General features: G+C 51.9%; 14 protein-coding genes. 6 read left to right on the top strand and 8 right to left on the bottom strand.

Going from position 1 to position 14,769, the window contains the following annotated elements; genetic code table 11:
* Positions 1-135 precede the first annotated feature (135 nt).
* Positions 136-1,086, bottom strand: a complete 951-nt coding sequence (dnaI, locus tag ACE41H_RS10340; protein WP_375355148.1) for a primosomal protein DnaI — start codon at positions 1,084-1,086, stop codon at positions 136-138.
* A 30-nt stretch (positions 1,087-1,116) separates the two neighbouring features.
* Positions 1,117-2,616 carry a DnaD domain protein gene (locus tag ACE41H_RS10335; protein WP_375355147.1) on the bottom strand — a complete coding sequence of 500 codons (1,500 nt, stop codon included), beginning with the start codon at positions 2,614-2,616 and terminating at the stop codon, positions 1,117-1,119.
* Between the two features lie 263 nt (positions 2,617-2,879).
* Between ACE41H_RS10335 and hemQ the strand changes: the two genes are divergently transcribed.
* Positions 2,880-3,647 (top strand): hydrogen peroxide-dependent heme synthase, encoded by a 768-nt coding sequence (gene hemQ / locus ACE41H_RS10330; RefSeq protein WP_375355146.1) that lies wholly within the window; start codon positions 2,880-2,882, stop codon positions 3,645-3,647.
* Positions 3,648-3,716: 69 nt separating this feature from the next.
* Here hemQ and ACE41H_RS10325 read toward each other — a convergent pair whose 3' ends face one another.
* Positions 3,717-4,907 carry an NAD(P)/FAD-dependent oxidoreductase gene (locus ACE41H_RS10325; protein ID WP_375355144.1) on the bottom strand — a complete coding sequence of 397 codons (1,191 nt, stop codon included), beginning with the start codon at positions 4,905-4,907 and terminating at the stop codon, positions 3,717-3,719.
* 159 nt (positions 4,908-5,066) lie between these two features.
* On the opposite strand from ACE41H_RS10325, the gene ACE41H_RS10320 reads away from it, so the two are divergent.
* Positions 5,067-6,068, top strand: coding sequence for an NAD(P)/FAD-dependent oxidoreductase (locus ACE41H_RS10320; protein ID WP_375355143.1), 1,002 nt, complete (start codon positions 5,067-5,069; stop codon positions 6,066-6,068).
* 212 nt (positions 6,069-6,280) lie between these two features.
* On the opposite strand, the gene ACE41H_RS10315 is transcribed toward ACE41H_RS10320, so the two are convergent.
* Positions 6,281-6,421, bottom strand: a complete 141-nt coding sequence (locus tag ACE41H_RS10315; protein ID WP_375355142.1) for a sporulation histidine kinase inhibitor Sda — start codon at positions 6,419-6,421, stop codon at positions 6,281-6,283.
* Between the two features lie 276 nt (positions 6,422-6,697).
* Positions 6,698-7,357 (bottom strand): YheC/YheD family protein, encoded by a 660-nt coding sequence (locus ACE41H_RS10310; RefSeq protein WP_375355141.1) that lies wholly within the window; start codon positions 7,355-7,357, stop codon positions 6,698-6,700.
* 224 nt (positions 7,358-7,581) lie between these two features.
* Between ACE41H_RS10310 and ACE41H_RS10305 the strand changes: the two genes are divergently transcribed.
* Positions 7,582-9,114 carry a Ppx/GppA phosphatase family protein gene (locus tag ACE41H_RS10305; protein WP_375355140.1) on the top strand — a complete coding sequence of 511 codons (1,533 nt, stop codon included), beginning with the start codon at positions 7,582-7,584 and terminating at the stop codon, positions 9,112-9,114.
* Here ACE41H_RS10305 and ppk1 read toward each other — a convergent pair.
* Positions 9,074-11,182: a polyphosphate kinase 1 gene (ppk1, locus tag ACE41H_RS10300; RefSeq protein WP_375355139.1), complete on the bottom strand. Its 2,109-nt coding sequence runs from the start codon at positions 11,180-11,182 to the stop codon at positions 9,074-9,076. The genes ACE41H_RS10305 and ppk1 overlap by 41 nt on opposite strands.
* 219 nt (positions 11,183-11,401) lie before the next feature.
* Between ppk1 and ACE41H_RS10295 the strand changes: the two genes are divergently transcribed.
* From ACE41H_RS10295 to ACE41H_RS10285, 3 genes are all read left to right on the top strand, one after another.
* Entirely contained in the window at positions 11,402-11,632 is a 231-nt protein-coding gene (locus ACE41H_RS10295; RefSeq protein WP_375355138.1) for a hypothetical protein, read from the top strand.
* A 94-nt stretch (positions 11,633-11,726) separates the two neighbouring features.
* Entirely contained in the window at positions 11,727-12,410 is a 684-nt protein-coding gene (locus ACE41H_RS10290) for a futalosine hydrolase (RefSeq protein ID WP_375355284.1), read from the top strand.
* A gap of 1 nt (position 12,411) precedes the next feature.
* On the top strand, positions 12,412-13,260 hold the full coding sequence (locus ACE41H_RS10285; RefSeq protein WP_375355137.1) for a 1,4-dihydroxy-6-naphtoate synthase: 849 nt from the start codon (positions 12,412-12,414) through the stop codon (positions 13,258-13,260).
* A 256-nt stretch (positions 13,261-13,516) separates the two neighbouring features.
* Here the strand turns inward: ACE41H_RS10285 and ACE41H_RS10280 are convergent, their stop codons facing one another.
* Both ACE41H_RS10280 and ACE41H_RS10275 read right to left on the bottom strand, forming a co-directional pair.
* Positions 13,517-13,831: a hypothetical protein gene (locus ACE41H_RS10280; protein ID WP_375355136.1), complete on the bottom strand. Its 315-nt coding sequence runs from the start codon at positions 13,829-13,831 to the stop codon at positions 13,517-13,519.
* A gap of 311 nt (positions 13,832-14,142) precedes the next feature.
* Positions 14,143-14,502 carry a HesB/IscA family protein gene (locus tag ACE41H_RS10275; RefSeq protein ID WP_375355135.1) on the bottom strand — a complete coding sequence of 120 codons (360 nt, stop codon included), beginning with the start codon at positions 14,500-14,502 and terminating at the stop codon, positions 14,143-14,145.
* Positions 14,503-14,769: the final 267 nt, after the last annotated feature.

The raw sequence follows: 14,769 nt of genomic DNA, 5'->3' as shown, positions 1-14,769 counted from the left end.
GGGAAAGTCGTATAAATATATTATAACCTGTTGTGTCTGTTAAGACACATTCAACATTATAGCACACAATTGTTTCGATAGAAATAGAAATATCAATCGATGTACTCCAAAGAATACAGATCTTATCCAAGATCGCTATGAACCGCGCTGGTTCTTGCCCTTCACAGAGACGACATCCACAAATGGACGAATCCGGTCCATCAGACGCTGCCCTTTGTAAAGCTCCTCCCCATCCCGGCTTGTAAAGCTCAGGTGCCGCTCCAGATCCTGCAGTGAATAGTTGGAGGTGTAAAAAGTGGGCTTGCGGTTCATACGGTAATTCAGAATGGAACCCAGCACATGGTCCCTGACCCAAGGGCTCAAATTTTCGGCCCCGATATCATCAAAGACGAGCAGATCGCAATTTTTCAGCAGTTCCGTCGTTTCCTTCAGCTTCTGCCCCTCCTGGATCATCGATTTCAAATCCTCGACAAAATCCGGCATATAGACGATGACTCCATTGTATCCGGCCGCAGCCAGTTCATTCAGCATATAACCCATCAGGTATGTCTTCCCGGTGCCGAACGATCCCTCAAGGTACAGCCCCTGTGTTTGAAGCCCATTTTCCTTTGTATCGGTAATATAACGGAATATTCGATTCACAGCATGGACCCGCTGCAAATCCTTGCGGGCAATCTCCACTGCGTCATATCCTTCCCGCAGCGCCCGTTCGTCAACATAAAAACTGCGAATCCGCTGTCTAACCTGCTGTTCGTGTTCATGCGCAAACTGAAGACCGCACGGAGTGCGCGAATCCACAATCTGCGGTTGTCCGTTGATCTGTTCAACCGCAAGCTTGCAGTAGTGGCCTTGAAAATCATTCGGACAGCGCTCGAGCCCCGGGCACTGGCTGCAGTTGCGGCGATCCCGCGCATATTGGTAAAGTCGGCTCATATTGAGCCGCAGCTGTTCCTCCTTCAGCTCCGGATGCTCGGCGCGAAATTCCATGACCAGCGGGTCGTTCATCACCTGCTCGGCAATGCTGCGGGAGCGTTGACGGAAGGAGGGACTCTGCAGCTGCTGCAGCAAGTCTCCCATCGATTCCATGACTTGATCTTCCTTTCCAATCTCTAAGCATTAACTGTTTTTCCGTCCGGCCTGCAGCTGCTCCGCCATGCGGAGAGCTTCCTTTAACTCTTCTTCCGATACTGCGTCCCCTGAGGATTGATTCTGGATGACCGGGATCGCCGGTTTGCCCGATGTGCCCTTATGCGTACGCGCACGTGGAGCACCGGCGGCCTGCTTGCCTTTTACCTTGGCCTGATCACGTATATATTCAACAGCCTTCTCGTAGGTATTGACCTGCTTCAGCAGCATATTGGAGGCGATTGCTTCCACAAAATTGCGGTTGATCCGCTGCTCATTGCCCGTCGTAAGCAGGGTGACCAGATAGTGAATCAACACATTAATGACCTCGCCGGGCAGCTTGTAGTTTAAATCCAGCTTCTCGAAAATGTCCAGGAGATTGCCTGGCACCGTGCCGGGGAAAAAGGTTTGCAGCAGCCGGTTATACGGTTCATTGCGCAGCATCATATTATATTGATGAATATCACATTTATCGGCAAACTGCATAGGCACTTCCACATAAAATTCCATCTCGACAGGCTGCTCTTCCGTCAGCTCATCCGGCACAGCATTAAGCTCCTGCCGGAGGGCGATCACCTTGGCCGCCTTGATCTGCTGCGCCTCCTGCCTTTTCAAGTCCTGTCTGAACTGCAGACTGGCCTTGTACTGCAGCTCGTCCAGCAGCAGCTCGCCCTGCACGCTGAATATTCCGTCCTCGTCAAGCAGGCGGCTGATATCCTGGGTAGTCAGCGCATATTTGCGGGCAACGTACTTCACGGCTCCGAACTGCTCATGATCAAAGCGCAGCCGCTCTACATGCTTGCGGTTGGCCGATTCCCGCGGAAAACGGAGAATGATGTCCGCATAGTTGATACTCTCCTCTTCTTCCAGCAGAACCGCCCCCTTTGGCCGTGATACGGATACTTCGGCCAGCGCCTGCTCCAGCTCATAATCGATGACATGGGTATTGAGCTCGAACAGCTCGTAAAAGGGTACGGAAATATTTTCTTTATTGCGGGTGGTATTCGTCCATTCAGCCGTCTCCTCGCTCCACAGAGAGGATCGCAGGGACAGCACTGCGAATTTGCCGATTTTGTCGCGCAGCAGCAGCGTAAGATGCTGGGTGCGAAAAAATTCCGGCGGCGAAAGCGGCGGCTGCATCTCATATTCATACATATAATCATCCGCTTCAGGTACGTATAGGCGTGAAGTCTGCAGGAGACCGACCGCCTCCAGTTTGGAGGTCTGCTCAATCAGGAGTTTGCGCCCTTTTTCGCTCGGCTCCAGACCGAGTGTCAGGAACAGGCTGCGCTGCTGTTCAGGCTGCGAATAGCCGATCCGGCCCGCAGGAATCTGCTGGAACAGCAGCCGGTACAGACTGATGGCAAATGCGCCTACAAGAGGCTGATATACCTGGCCTAACATGACCTCATCCATGGTGCTGAGGCCAAATTCCCGGTAGACGCAGTAACGGTGGTTTTCGGTGAAATGCAGCAGGTTCTTCAAACGCATCGTTCATTCTTCCTTTCCTCACTCACATCACGTTCTCCAAGATGTTTTTCTATTCTATCATACTTGGACCTCTTATCGATGCGGAAATAAAGGTAAAATTGCGGGATTATGGCGGCCGCAGCCACCCGTATTCGTCAAATTTCACAAATTCGTCCTTTTTGCGGTTCCTCACCGGTTGTTCACCATTCCTTCATTTGCCCCGCCGCTTTCGAATGGGATAGAATGGGAGGGGTGAAACATGCCAAGAACAGGAGTGAACGTGAATGAATCAACCCGCATCAACCACAAATGAAGCGGCAGCCACACTGGAAGGCTGGTATGCGCTCCATGATTTCCGGTCCATTAACTGGACAGCCTGGAAGGCGGCGGATGATGAAGAACGCGCCGGCGCGTTGGACGAGCTGAATGATTTTATGAAGGAATGGTCCGATGTGGAAGCAGCGACTGCCGGAAGCTCAACAGCGTATGCAATCATTGGCCAGAAAGCCGATTTCGTCATGATGCACTTGCGCGAGACGCTTGAGGATTTGAACAAGCTTGAAACGGAGTTCAACAAAACTACCTTTGCCAAATATACAACAAAAGCCTACTCCTATGTAAGTGTGGTAGAGTTGAGCAATTATCTGGGAGGCAAGGACGAGGACCCGATGCAAAATCCGCAGATTGTCGCACGCTTGAAGCCGGTTCTGCCGAAGAACCGCTATATCTGTTTTTATCCGATGAACAAGAAGCGTGACCTGAGCGATAACTGGTACATGCTGTCCATGGATGAGCGGAAGGGCATGATGCGCAGCCACGGCTTGATCGGACGCAGTTATGCTGGCAAGGTCAAGCAGATTATTACAGGCTCCGTCGGCTTTGATGATTGGGAGTGGGGCGTTACCCTCTTCTCTGACGATGCGCTGCAATTCAAGAAGCTTGTCTATGAAATGCGCTTCGACGAAGTCAGCGCCCGCTTCGGCGAATTCGGCTCATTCTACGTCGGCAGCCTGCTGGATACGGCTTCGTTCGGAGAAATGATGAAACTGTAAAGCCAATGCATGGAAAAAGCCGTTCACATTTAACCGTGAACGGCTTTTTAGCTTGCAGGAGGCGTTCATTTAAAAAAATCTTCCCTTTTTCAGCACCAGCGGAATGCCACCGATAATGAACAGGTACCGGATGTCAACGATTTTCTTGAGTTGTGCCGCCACCCAGCCCTTGATCTTTCTTCCGCCCACGACGGCAACCGCCTCTCCACGGCCTAAGGAGGCCACTGTTCCTTTATTGCTGAACTTGAATTTTTGCGGCTCCTTGCCGTGGATGGCGGCAGCGATATTTCTCGCGCAGACTGCCCCCTGCTGCATCGCAATCTGCGCCGTCGGCGGATAAGGACGCCCTTCCGGGTTCATAAACACGGAATTGTCGCCGATCACGTATACATGATCATGGCCAGGGGCACGCAAATACTCGTCAGCCTTCACCCGTCCGCGCATCACCTCCAGGCCTGCTTCCTCGATCACATGATTGCCGCGGATGCCACCGGTCCAGACGACCATGCCTGCAGGAATTTTTTCACCCTCACCGATAATAACGCCGTCAGCGAGACATTCTTTAATTGGAACGCCGATTCTGAAAGTTACGCCTTTACCCTTCAGGACGTCCATTGCATATTCGACAAGCTCGGGATCAAAGCCCGGCAATGCCGTCGGGGCGGCTTCCACATTGATGATTTTAATGTCCTGCGGATGAATATCGTACTCCCTGCACAGGATTGGCAGCCGGTCTGCCAGCTCAGCTACAAATTCAATGCCTGTAAAGCCCGCTCCACCGACAACAAAGGTCAGTCTGGCCGGATTGCCGTCATTTTTGTACATGGCCAGTTGATAAGAGATGTGATCCCGGATTAGCCGCACGGAATTGATGCTGCGGATCGTCAGCGCATTCTCCAACATGCCCGGGATGCCAAAAGTTTCGGGCTCGCCGCCGAGCCCCAGCACAAGATAATCAAAATCAAGAGAGCCTTGATCCAGAATCACCTTTTTTTCATCCAGCTTGATGGCCTGTACGGTGGACTTCACAAAATCCACCCTGGACCCATCAATAAGTCCGGAAATCGAAACTCTGGCGTGTTCAATCGAGTCTGTGCCCGCAGCGGGCATATGCAGGTGGGTCGTGATGTAATGGTAGTCATGACGGTTAACGAGCGTCACCTCGGCCTCTTTGTGCCTGAGCGCCTTCTGCAGGTTTTGCGCGGTCAAAATGCCGCCGTAGCCTGCACCGAGAATTACAATTTTAGGAATGCTGCCCATATGGATACCCCTTCCGGTTTGTTCTTTCTTTGTCTGTGAGGCTCTTAACTTTGCAACAACCTGCCCTGCGTTTATAATATATAGAAATTGAATCAGACGTGCGGAGGATGTATGCTGATATACGAATGATTCAATGTACATTGTGGAGGTGTAGAACGAATGACAGAGCCATCAACAGGTGCTAATATGAGCGATCTGGTTATTATCGGGGGTGGGCCTGCAGGTTTATTCGCCGCTTTCTACGGCGGTATGCGTCAGGCATCCGTCACCTTAATAGAAAGTATGCCCCAACTTGGAGGCCAGCTTGCAGCATTGTATCCTGAAAAATACATATACGATGTAGCAGGCTTCCCGAAAGTGACCGCACAGGAGCTGGTCAACAATCTCGTGCAGCAAATGAATCACTTTAACCCGACGATTCGCCTGGAGGAAAAGGTATTGTCTGTCGTGAAAAAAGAGGAGCGTCACTTTGTCGTGACGACCGATGCTGCGGAATATCACGCAAAAGCCGTGATTATTACAGCAGGTGTCGGCGCTTTCGAGCCCCGCAGACTTGAGCTTCCGGAAGCGGCCCGCTTCGAGAAAAGCAATCTTCATTATTTTGTCAGTGATCTGAACCGCTTTGCCGGCAAAAAAGTGCTCATCAGCGGCGGCGGTGATTCGGCGGTGGACTGGGCGCTCATGCTGGAGCCGATTGCGGAGCAAGTAACGCTCATTCACCGGCGTGATAAATTCCGTGCCCATGAGCACAGTGTTGAAAATCTGATGGCATCCAAGGTTCAGGTGATTACACCGACCGAGATTACGGAGCTGCATGGGGAAGAGCGGATTACCCAGGTTACGCTGTCTCACATAAAAACAAAGGAAACACAAACGATTGAAGTGGATGATGTGATCGTCAACTTCGGCTTCGTGTCCTCTCTGGGACCTATTGCCGAATGGGGGATTGAAATCGAAAACAATTCCATTGTGGTCGATACCCGTCAGCAAACCAATATTCCAGGGCTGTTCGCGGCAGGGGATATTACAACCTATCCTGGCAAGCTGAAGCTGATTGCCGTCGGCTTTGGCGAAGCGCCTACGGCAGTAAATAACGCCAAGGTGTATATTGATCCCGATGCCAAGCTGTCACCGGGACACAGCAGCAATATGAAGCTGTGAACTCCCCCCACCTATGCTTTGCATAGAGGCGGACTTTGGACGTAGTTAAAAGAGGTTGTTCAAAAAGTGAGGCTATCCTAGCATATGACATGAAAGGGCGCTTTACCCCCATTTTCATCATTGGGAGTAAAGCGCCCTTTATTTAAGTGTTCATCTGGCTGGCAGCATAAACGGACTATCCTCAACCTGAGCAACAGAATATTGAAGATTCCTTAATGAAGAGAATAATCCGTAATGGTCAGATTTCTTCTATAGATCTCTGCCAATAGCAAGGAGATAAAATCGTCCTCTAGATCAAGCTCGATTGCCAAGTGATAGGATTCCAGCAGCATCTCGTCCGTCAGCATACCCATCTCCGACACACCTTTCCTTTTTTTTCCTCGCTCCTATTCTATCAAAATAGACAGACAGGAACAAGCGTTCTTGTTATCCACAAGCGGCTGTGGAAATCCTGTGCACAGTTTGTTGGTAAGTAATCCAATGCTGTGATAAATCACCGTGGACAATGTGGATAGAAGTTATGCACAGCCTTGAAGTGAACAAATGTGGATAAAAAAATATATTAGGATTGGCTTGCAGGAACTCTATTACCCTGTCAAATGCTGCTATAAACGCTCCTTATACAGCTATTACTGTGGACGTGTATTGACTTCAAGGATCCATATCCTTCCACTGCGGTCAATGCCATAGTCAAACCCCAGCTGCCCTATTCCTGGAAAATATGCCTCCAGTACTGAAATACACAGCAGAGTGAGCTCTCGCATTTCCCTGCGTTTGGCCTTGGCTGAAAATCCTCTTAAAGAACGCTTCAATCCGACTGCTCCCGGAAGAAGTGTGCCTCCCTTGCACAAATTGGTGACGACCAGACCGGGGCGGGCGAGCCTTCCCACCATCGCGCGGAATTCCCAGTGCCCTCCGTTTTTTACCGTCTTGACTCTGTAATCGATCGGTCTGCCACCAATCGTGGCCAGTTCGATCCCCTGCTGTATCAGATAAGGTCTTTTAAGCTTAATGGTGGACAAAACCCTCGCAAGCTCCTCAAAATGTGAACAACGGTATGTCTGGGATAGGCGTGTACAATAATAGCCCGACGTGTGCCTTCCCACTTTGATGACTCCGTGTCCCCCTCCTCCCTTCACCGGCTTAATGAATACAAATTTGTACCGCTCCAGCATACGTCTTAATTCTTCGGAAGAATATTTAACCGTCTGGGGAATATGGGCCGCAACATGCCCGTTTTTCAGCAGCGCTTCCGTCTTCCGTAATTTGCTTGCAAGCTGTCTGGACATAGCAAATCTCCTTTCCGGATCCCCTGCAATATACTTACTCAAAGAGACTCCTTCTTTCTTGTATGTTTGTCCAAGGCCGGGGCCTGTTTTGTCCACAGCGCAGTGAAATGGTAGTATCTGCGTTGCAGTATTGGTACAATAATGTTTATTAGCTTGACATCACAGAGCTACGGCTTTGACGTCAGCCGGCGACTTGCCAGATCACTATTAAGGGAGTGTACATCATGCACAGCAGCATAGGCATCATGGATATCGGCTCCAACTCCATTCGGCTTGTTATCTATGAAATAACGGATACGGGAGCATTCCGTATCGTGCGAGAATACAAGGAATCGGCCCGGCTCAGCGCAAAGGTCGGACCCGACGGAAGAATAGAACGGGAGGCTGTGCTGGGTATAACCCCCCTTTTACGACAATTTGTATCCATATGCGAACAGAATAAAGTGTCCCGGCTTCGAGCCGGGGCAACGGCTGCCATACGTAATGCCGTAAATTCTGAAGAGGTTGTGGCCTGGATCGCGGAAGAAACCGGATTGCAGGTGGAGGTGCTGTCGGGAGAGGAAGAGGGCAACGCCGGATTTCTCGGTGTAGTCAACACGATGAACGTACGTGATGGCATGATCATTGATATTGGCGGGGGGAGCACGGAGGTCACCCTGTTCAGGGAGCGGAAACGGCTCGGAACATTCTCTTTTCCATTCGGAGCCGTAAATATGAACCTCCACTTTGGTCAGGAGAACAACGACGGAATTTGGGACACGCCCCAGATCGCCAAGCTGGAAAAATACGTTCAATCCGCCCTTGCGGAGCATCCATGGATCACTTCAAATCCGGGCCTGCCCTTTATCGGACTTGGGGGAACGATGAGAACATTGGCCAAAATCAGCCAGCGGACACGGGATTACTCCCTGCAGGTAGCCCACCATTATGAGATGGCAGCGGATGAGGTTGACCGGATGTTCGCCCATCTGCCCCGTCTCAGCAACGGACAGCGCAAAAAAATTGCCGGCCTGTCCAAGGACAGAGCCGACATTATTATACCGGGTCTGATTATTCTCCAGACCATCTTCCGTGCAGCCAAGGGAGCATCCTTTCTGATCAGCGGGGCAGGCCTGCGGGACGGGCTGTTCCACGAGCTTGTGCGTCCGGATAATCCCGTGCTGCCAGATCCGCTTGAAAGCTCGCTGCGCAATGTGCTGGAATTCGGCGTTCCCGCCGCCCCGGCTCACCTTGATCGGGTATTGAACTATACACTGCGGCTGTACGGGCTTCTGACCGGTGAGGTCTCCTTGCAGGATGAACGGGTGATCCGCACCGCAGCTATGCTGTATAAAGCCGGCACCGTCCTGAGCTATTATCATTACACCCAGCACAGCGTATACTGGATCATGCGTGCCGGACTAGGGGGCTTGTCACACCGGGAAATCGTTCTGGCCGCCATCGCCGCCGACTACCATCCGAAAAACCGGACCGAGCGCCTGCTTCATGCCCATAAAGACATCCTGCAGCCTATGGATATGCAAAAAGTCCACCGCATCGGTTCCCTGCTCCAGTTGGGCATCGCGCTGGACCGCAGTGAAACCGGTTTGGTGGACAACCTGGTTCCTTCCTTCGACAACGGCTCTCTCCATTTGCGTCTGCACAGCCGGGAGGAACCTATTCTGGAGTTGAAGGCCATGGAAAACACGGCCAAGGATGTGCAAAAAGCCTGGGATATTATTTTATCGTGGTCGGTAATTCTTTCTTCCAACGCGTGACCTTCATCGCCTCAAATTGACTGCGGACGGACGGGCTGTCGTTTGTCACAAAACGATAGCTTCCGTTCGGCATCAGTTGTCTGGACTTTACATTATCGCTAAGGGAAAGCTGGAGAATGTCAACCACCATCTGCTTGAGTTCTTCGTCAAACACAGGGCACATCAGCTCAATCCTGCGTGTCAAATTGCGTGTCATCCAATCCGCACTGGACAGGAATACTTCCGGATGGCCTGCATTCTCAAAATAAAAGATTCTTGAATGCTCCAGAAACCGGTCAACGATGCTGATGACCCGTATGTTTTCACTGAGTCCCGGCACTCCCGGACGCAGGCAGCATACTCCGCGCACGATCAGGTCGATCTTGACCCCCGCCTGGGAAGCTTCATACAGCTCATCAATCATCTCCTGGTTGGACAAGGAGTTCACCTTGGCTATAATTTTGGCCGGCCTGCCGGCTTTGGCATGTTCGGATTCCCGCCGGATCAATTCAAACAGCTTGGGCTTGAGCCCTGTCGGGGCGGCAGTGAGGGCCTGCAGCTGCTTGACAGCGGAAAAGCCGGTAATTTCGTTGAACAACCCTGAGGCGTCCTCGCCAATGAGCGGATTGGACGTGAAGAGCCCGACATCCGTGTATACTCTGGCCGTGCTTTCATTATAGTTGCCTGTTCCTACATGCACATAACGTCTGAGAGAATTCTGCTCATGCCTTACGACAAGGATGATTTTCGCATGGGTTTTGAGGCCGACCAGCCCGTAAACGACATGACACCCCGCCTTTTCCAGCTTGCGCGCCCAGGCGATATTACGTTCCTCATCAAATCTTGCCTTCAGCTCAACGACAACCGTAACCTGCTTGCCAGATTCGGCCGCGTGTGCCAGGGCGGAGATCAATCGGGATTCTCCGTTTACCCGGTACAACGTCATTTTGATGGCCATCACCTCAGGATCCTCGGATGCCTCCAGCACAAAATCCGTGACCGCATCAAAGGATTCATACGGGTGATATACCAGCACATCGCGGCTGCGCAGCACCTCGAACATATCCTCGCGCAGCGGCAGCTCCGGTGGATACAAGGGCTTGATCTGCGGAAAACGCAGATGCGAGTAGCCTTCAAGACTGTCGGTAAAAGAGGAAAGAAATCCGAGATCCAGCGGCCCGTCTGCTTCGAACACGTGATCGAACAGCTCGAATTCCGTCTGCAGCTCCAGCAGCGCATAAGGATGGATGCCCTTCTCGACCTCCAGCCTTACAGGGGCCCCCCTTCTCCGTCGGCGCAGCTCCTTCTCGATCTCTTCCAGAAGATCCTCTGCTTCTTCTTCATTAATGCTCAGATCGGCATTGCGCGTCACCCGGAAGCCATGGACAGATTCCGGGATGTATCCGCTGAACAAAGTATGAACATGATGCTTGATTAAATCCTCGATCAGGATAAAATGCTTGTTTTTACTGTTCGCGCGGCGTGGAACGGCAACCACACGCGGAATATTCGACGGAACCTGCACGATGGCGAAATATGGCTTTTCATCCGAACGGTCTCCCTTCCGCCGCAGCACAACCGCAAGATAAATATACCTGTGATGCACAAGCGGAAACGGCCGGCTCTGATCGACCGCCATCGGCGTCAGCACCGGAAAAATAATGTCATGGTAGTAAGTATCCAACGCCTTGCGCTGGGTGGCGTTCAAATCTTCGTAATCCAGAAACACAAGCCCTTTCCTGCCCATCTGGCGCGATACTTCGCGGAAGGTTTTGTACTGCTCGGACACCATCTCCGAAATTCTTTTGATTAACCGCTTGTACAGACCTGACGGGGCATAACCCGTAAAATCCTTTTGCATGAAGCCGGCTTTGATTTTCTCCCTGGTTTCCGCTACGCGCACGGACATAAATTCGTCCAGATTGCTGGAGACGATCGCAAGAAATTTGGCCCGCTCCAGCAACGGGGTGTCCGCAGCCTGCGCTTCCTGCAGCACCCTGCGGTTAAACTCGATCCAGCTAAGATCACGGTTGAAATAACGGGCTGCCCGTGCTTTGTCGCTCTCGACGTGACTTTCTTCTTTAATCATGATGACCTCCATCATTTACCGCATAATTGGAATTGTCTATTAGCTGCAATGTTGTCTTGCTATCCATTCACCATCAGTATATCAACAAAATGTAAAATATGCGTAAACAAACAACTTTTATTCTTTACAAAACAGGCTATAGACGTTAAAGTCATTACTTGAACAATTTTTTGTGTGGCGTCACTGGCCCAGCAAAGCCAAAATCCGGGAGGACGATCTATGGACTCGAAGAAAAAACCCCGCATTCTGCAAAAAAATATCGATTTTTTTATAGCCGCCCTGTCCCAAACCCCCGTTACGGTATGGCAGGAGGATCCGACAGGCGTGTACTGTGAGATCGGAACCGGGATTGTCGAAATGTTCTCGGATGCGGCCGTACGCGTCCGCAATACTGATGGCAGTAAAAGTCATTATGACCGGGACATCACGCTGTTTCAGGGTGTTCATTAATTTTAAGGAACTGATTTTTCAAGCGCCTGCGGGCGCTTTTTTTGCTTTCTTCCAAGCTTCGGATATTTTGAACGCTGCTTTCAAAAGGTGTATGATGAATAACGAATCGAATGATGGAAGCAGGGATGCACTTTTGAACGAAAGCATATTGATTATGACCGCCGTAGAAGCCGAGCGGGAAGCCGTGCTGCGCGGCCTGAACGGCAGCGTGCGCTTTGATGTGCACCTGGCCGGGGTGGGCCCGGCTTCGGCCGCCGCCCTTACGGCAGGACAGCTTGCGGCAGGCGGCTACCGGGCTGTCATCAGCGCCGGCATCGGCGGAGGTTTTGCCGGCGTCGCACCCGTGGAATCAGTCGTGCTCGCGACCTCCATCATCGCCGCCGATCTTGGCGCCGAGACGGCGGAGGGCTTCAGCAGCGTGGACGAGCTTGGCTTCGGCTCCAGCCGTCTGCCGGTGGACGCCGCGACCGCCGGTCGCTGGGCGCAGCTCCTTGCAGCCGGTGGCCTGCAAGTCTGTGCCGGCCCGGTGCTGACCGTGTCCACAGCGACGGGCACAGCCGCCACCGCAGCGGCGCTGGCAAAGCGGGTACCGGGCGCTGCCGCCGAAGCGATGGAAGGCTACGGGGTCGCTATGGCCGCCCGCTCCGCCGGACTGCCCGCTTTTGAGGTTCGCGCCATTTCCAATGCCGTTGGCCCCCGCAACCGCGCCGAATGGCGGATCAAGGAGGCGCTGCAGTCGCTTGAGGCTGCATTCAAGATTTTAACGGAGGTTTTATAAGATGAAGATTGCATTTTCGCCATGCCCCAACGACACCTTTGTATTTCACGCATTGGTACACGGATTGGTGGAGGGCACACCCGAGTTTGAGGTCAAGTATGCCGATATCGATATTACGAACAATCTGGCCGTAACGCCCGAGGGTCTGGATGTTATGAAAATTTCTTATGCCGCCCTGCCCTGGGTGCTGGATGACTACGCCCTTCTGCCTTGCGGCGGCGCACTGGGACGCGGCTGCGGCCCGCTCGTGCTGACGCTTGACGGCTCCACCGACCCGGCGGCTTTGTCCGGCAAGCGTGTCGCAGTGCCGAGTGAACGTTCAACCGCCTACCTGCTGTTCCGCCTCTGGGCGGCCAGGCATGTGCCAGGTGGTGTGGGCGAGATCGTCGTCATGCCATTTGACCAGATTATGCCAGCGGTACGGGACGGCCGGATGGACGCGGGCCTGGTCATTCACGAAGCGCGCTTTACCTACCCGGGATACGGGCTCAGCCTGCAGGTGGACCTGGGCAGCTGGTGGGAAGAGGATACGGGGCTTCCCATTCCGCTGGGGGCCATCATTGCCCGCCGAAGTCTCGATTTGAAAGCAATCGCCAGTTGGATCCGCGCCTCTGTAGAATATGCGTGGCAGCATCCCGAGGCTGCGCGGGATTACGTGCTGTCGCACGCCCAGGAGATGTCCCCGGATGTGGCGCAGTCTCATATCAACCTGTACGTTAATGATTTCACGGCCGATCTTGGGGAGAGCGGTTATGCCGCGATTGAGGCCCTGCTTGGCCACGCCGCCGCCGAGGGCCTTGTGCCTGCATTCGATCCCGGCAAGCTGCGTCCATATCATGTAAACCTATAAGATCATTAGTTTCATGACAAAAAGACAGTCCGTCAGGCTTAAAGTTCAAGCCGCGAACTGTCTTTTTGTCTTTCATGAATAAAATTCCGAAATACAGAAAAAATAATATTCCGCTAAAAATTATAGATCATCAACAGCTTCCCTGTGCCGCTGAAAGGAAAGCTGCGCCTTCTGCCGCTGGGCTCCCGAAAAGAAAGCAAACGCGTACGGCAACCCTGCCCTCACCGCCAACCGGGCAAATGACGTTCGAGTTTGTTCATTCGGTCTCTATAACTTCCGTTTTAAATACATTATCCAGCTTCGTGCCCAGCCTTTTCACCAAAGGGACCTTGATATCTCTGCCCAGCTCTTTAAGAAACGTATCCACATCACAGTTCACTCGTTCCAGACGCAGCTCTATAGAACCATCCCCAATAATGCTCGGATTGGCTTCTTCGGGCACCACAACTTCAATGTCATACTTCTTAGTCAGCGTGTTGCTGTAGCGTGAGAAAATCTCAAGTAACTCGTCATTGCTGAACTTTTCAACCGCTGTTTTCCCTTTGTTCGTAAATTTCAGTTTCACTCTCACTTGTCCTGTCCCCTTTTCGTTCAACCATAAAATTTAGTCTAATCGCGGAAGCTGCTCTGGCTGCGGATGGAACCTTAAAGAGAAGACCTGAAATCATTCGATGAACCTTACAACGATTATATCAATATTTTCATTATTTTTCACCATAAACTGTTCGCCTATTCGTTCTCCTTTTTTAAGAAATAAAAAACGACTGGCTTTTATGCCGTAAAAAAACCTCCATAACGCAGATAGAGGTACTATCCCGCTACGGAGGTTATTATTTGCTGCTGTTATATAGCGAGAGCCAAGAGGTGCATTAAACCGTCGCTTTAGCACTGCTCCGGACTCGGTGCGCCTGCGTCGTCGCGTGTGCGGAAGGACGAGCCGCAGCCGCACGTGGCGATGGCGTTCGGATTATGGATGGTGAAGCCGCCGGACATACCCGATTCCTCGAAGTCGATTTCCAGACCGTCAAGGTAACGAAGATTTTCCTTCTCCACTACCACCTTTAAATCCTGAACATTCATATATATATCCTGATCGCTTTCCTGATCATCAAAGCCCATTGCGTATGAGAAGCCTGTGCAGCCGCCTGGCGTTACACCAAGGCGCAGGAACATATTCGGCGTTTCCTGCTGTGCAAGCATTTCCTTCAGGCGCTCGGCAGCGGGATCCGTAATTGTAATCATTGTTTTTCCTCCTTTTCCTTGCTTTCTACTTTTTCAGTATACTCCAGTTTCGGCAGGGCCTCAAGCCATGACAGCGCCTGCCCGTCAAGGACAAAAGCACTTTTTTTATAGCTCATCCGGTTGAACACCCGCCGGGTCAGGTTTATAATAGGTGGGTACGTAAAAACAAACTGTCGGAATTTTGTCATAGACAGGCCCGATATTTTTAGTTTTGTAACATTTTTCACAGCATTAACTTGCTCCGCGAAGCCGGAAGCGTACCGACGG

Origin of the sequence: Paenibacillus enshidis (assembly GCF_042136365.1) — a bacterium.
Lineage (GTDB): Bacteria > Bacillota > Bacilli > Paenibacillales > Paenibacillaceae > Paenibacillus > Paenibacillus enshidis.
Note: the sequence above shows the minus strand (reverse complement) of the source record. Positions and strands in the feature narration are given on the sequence as shown.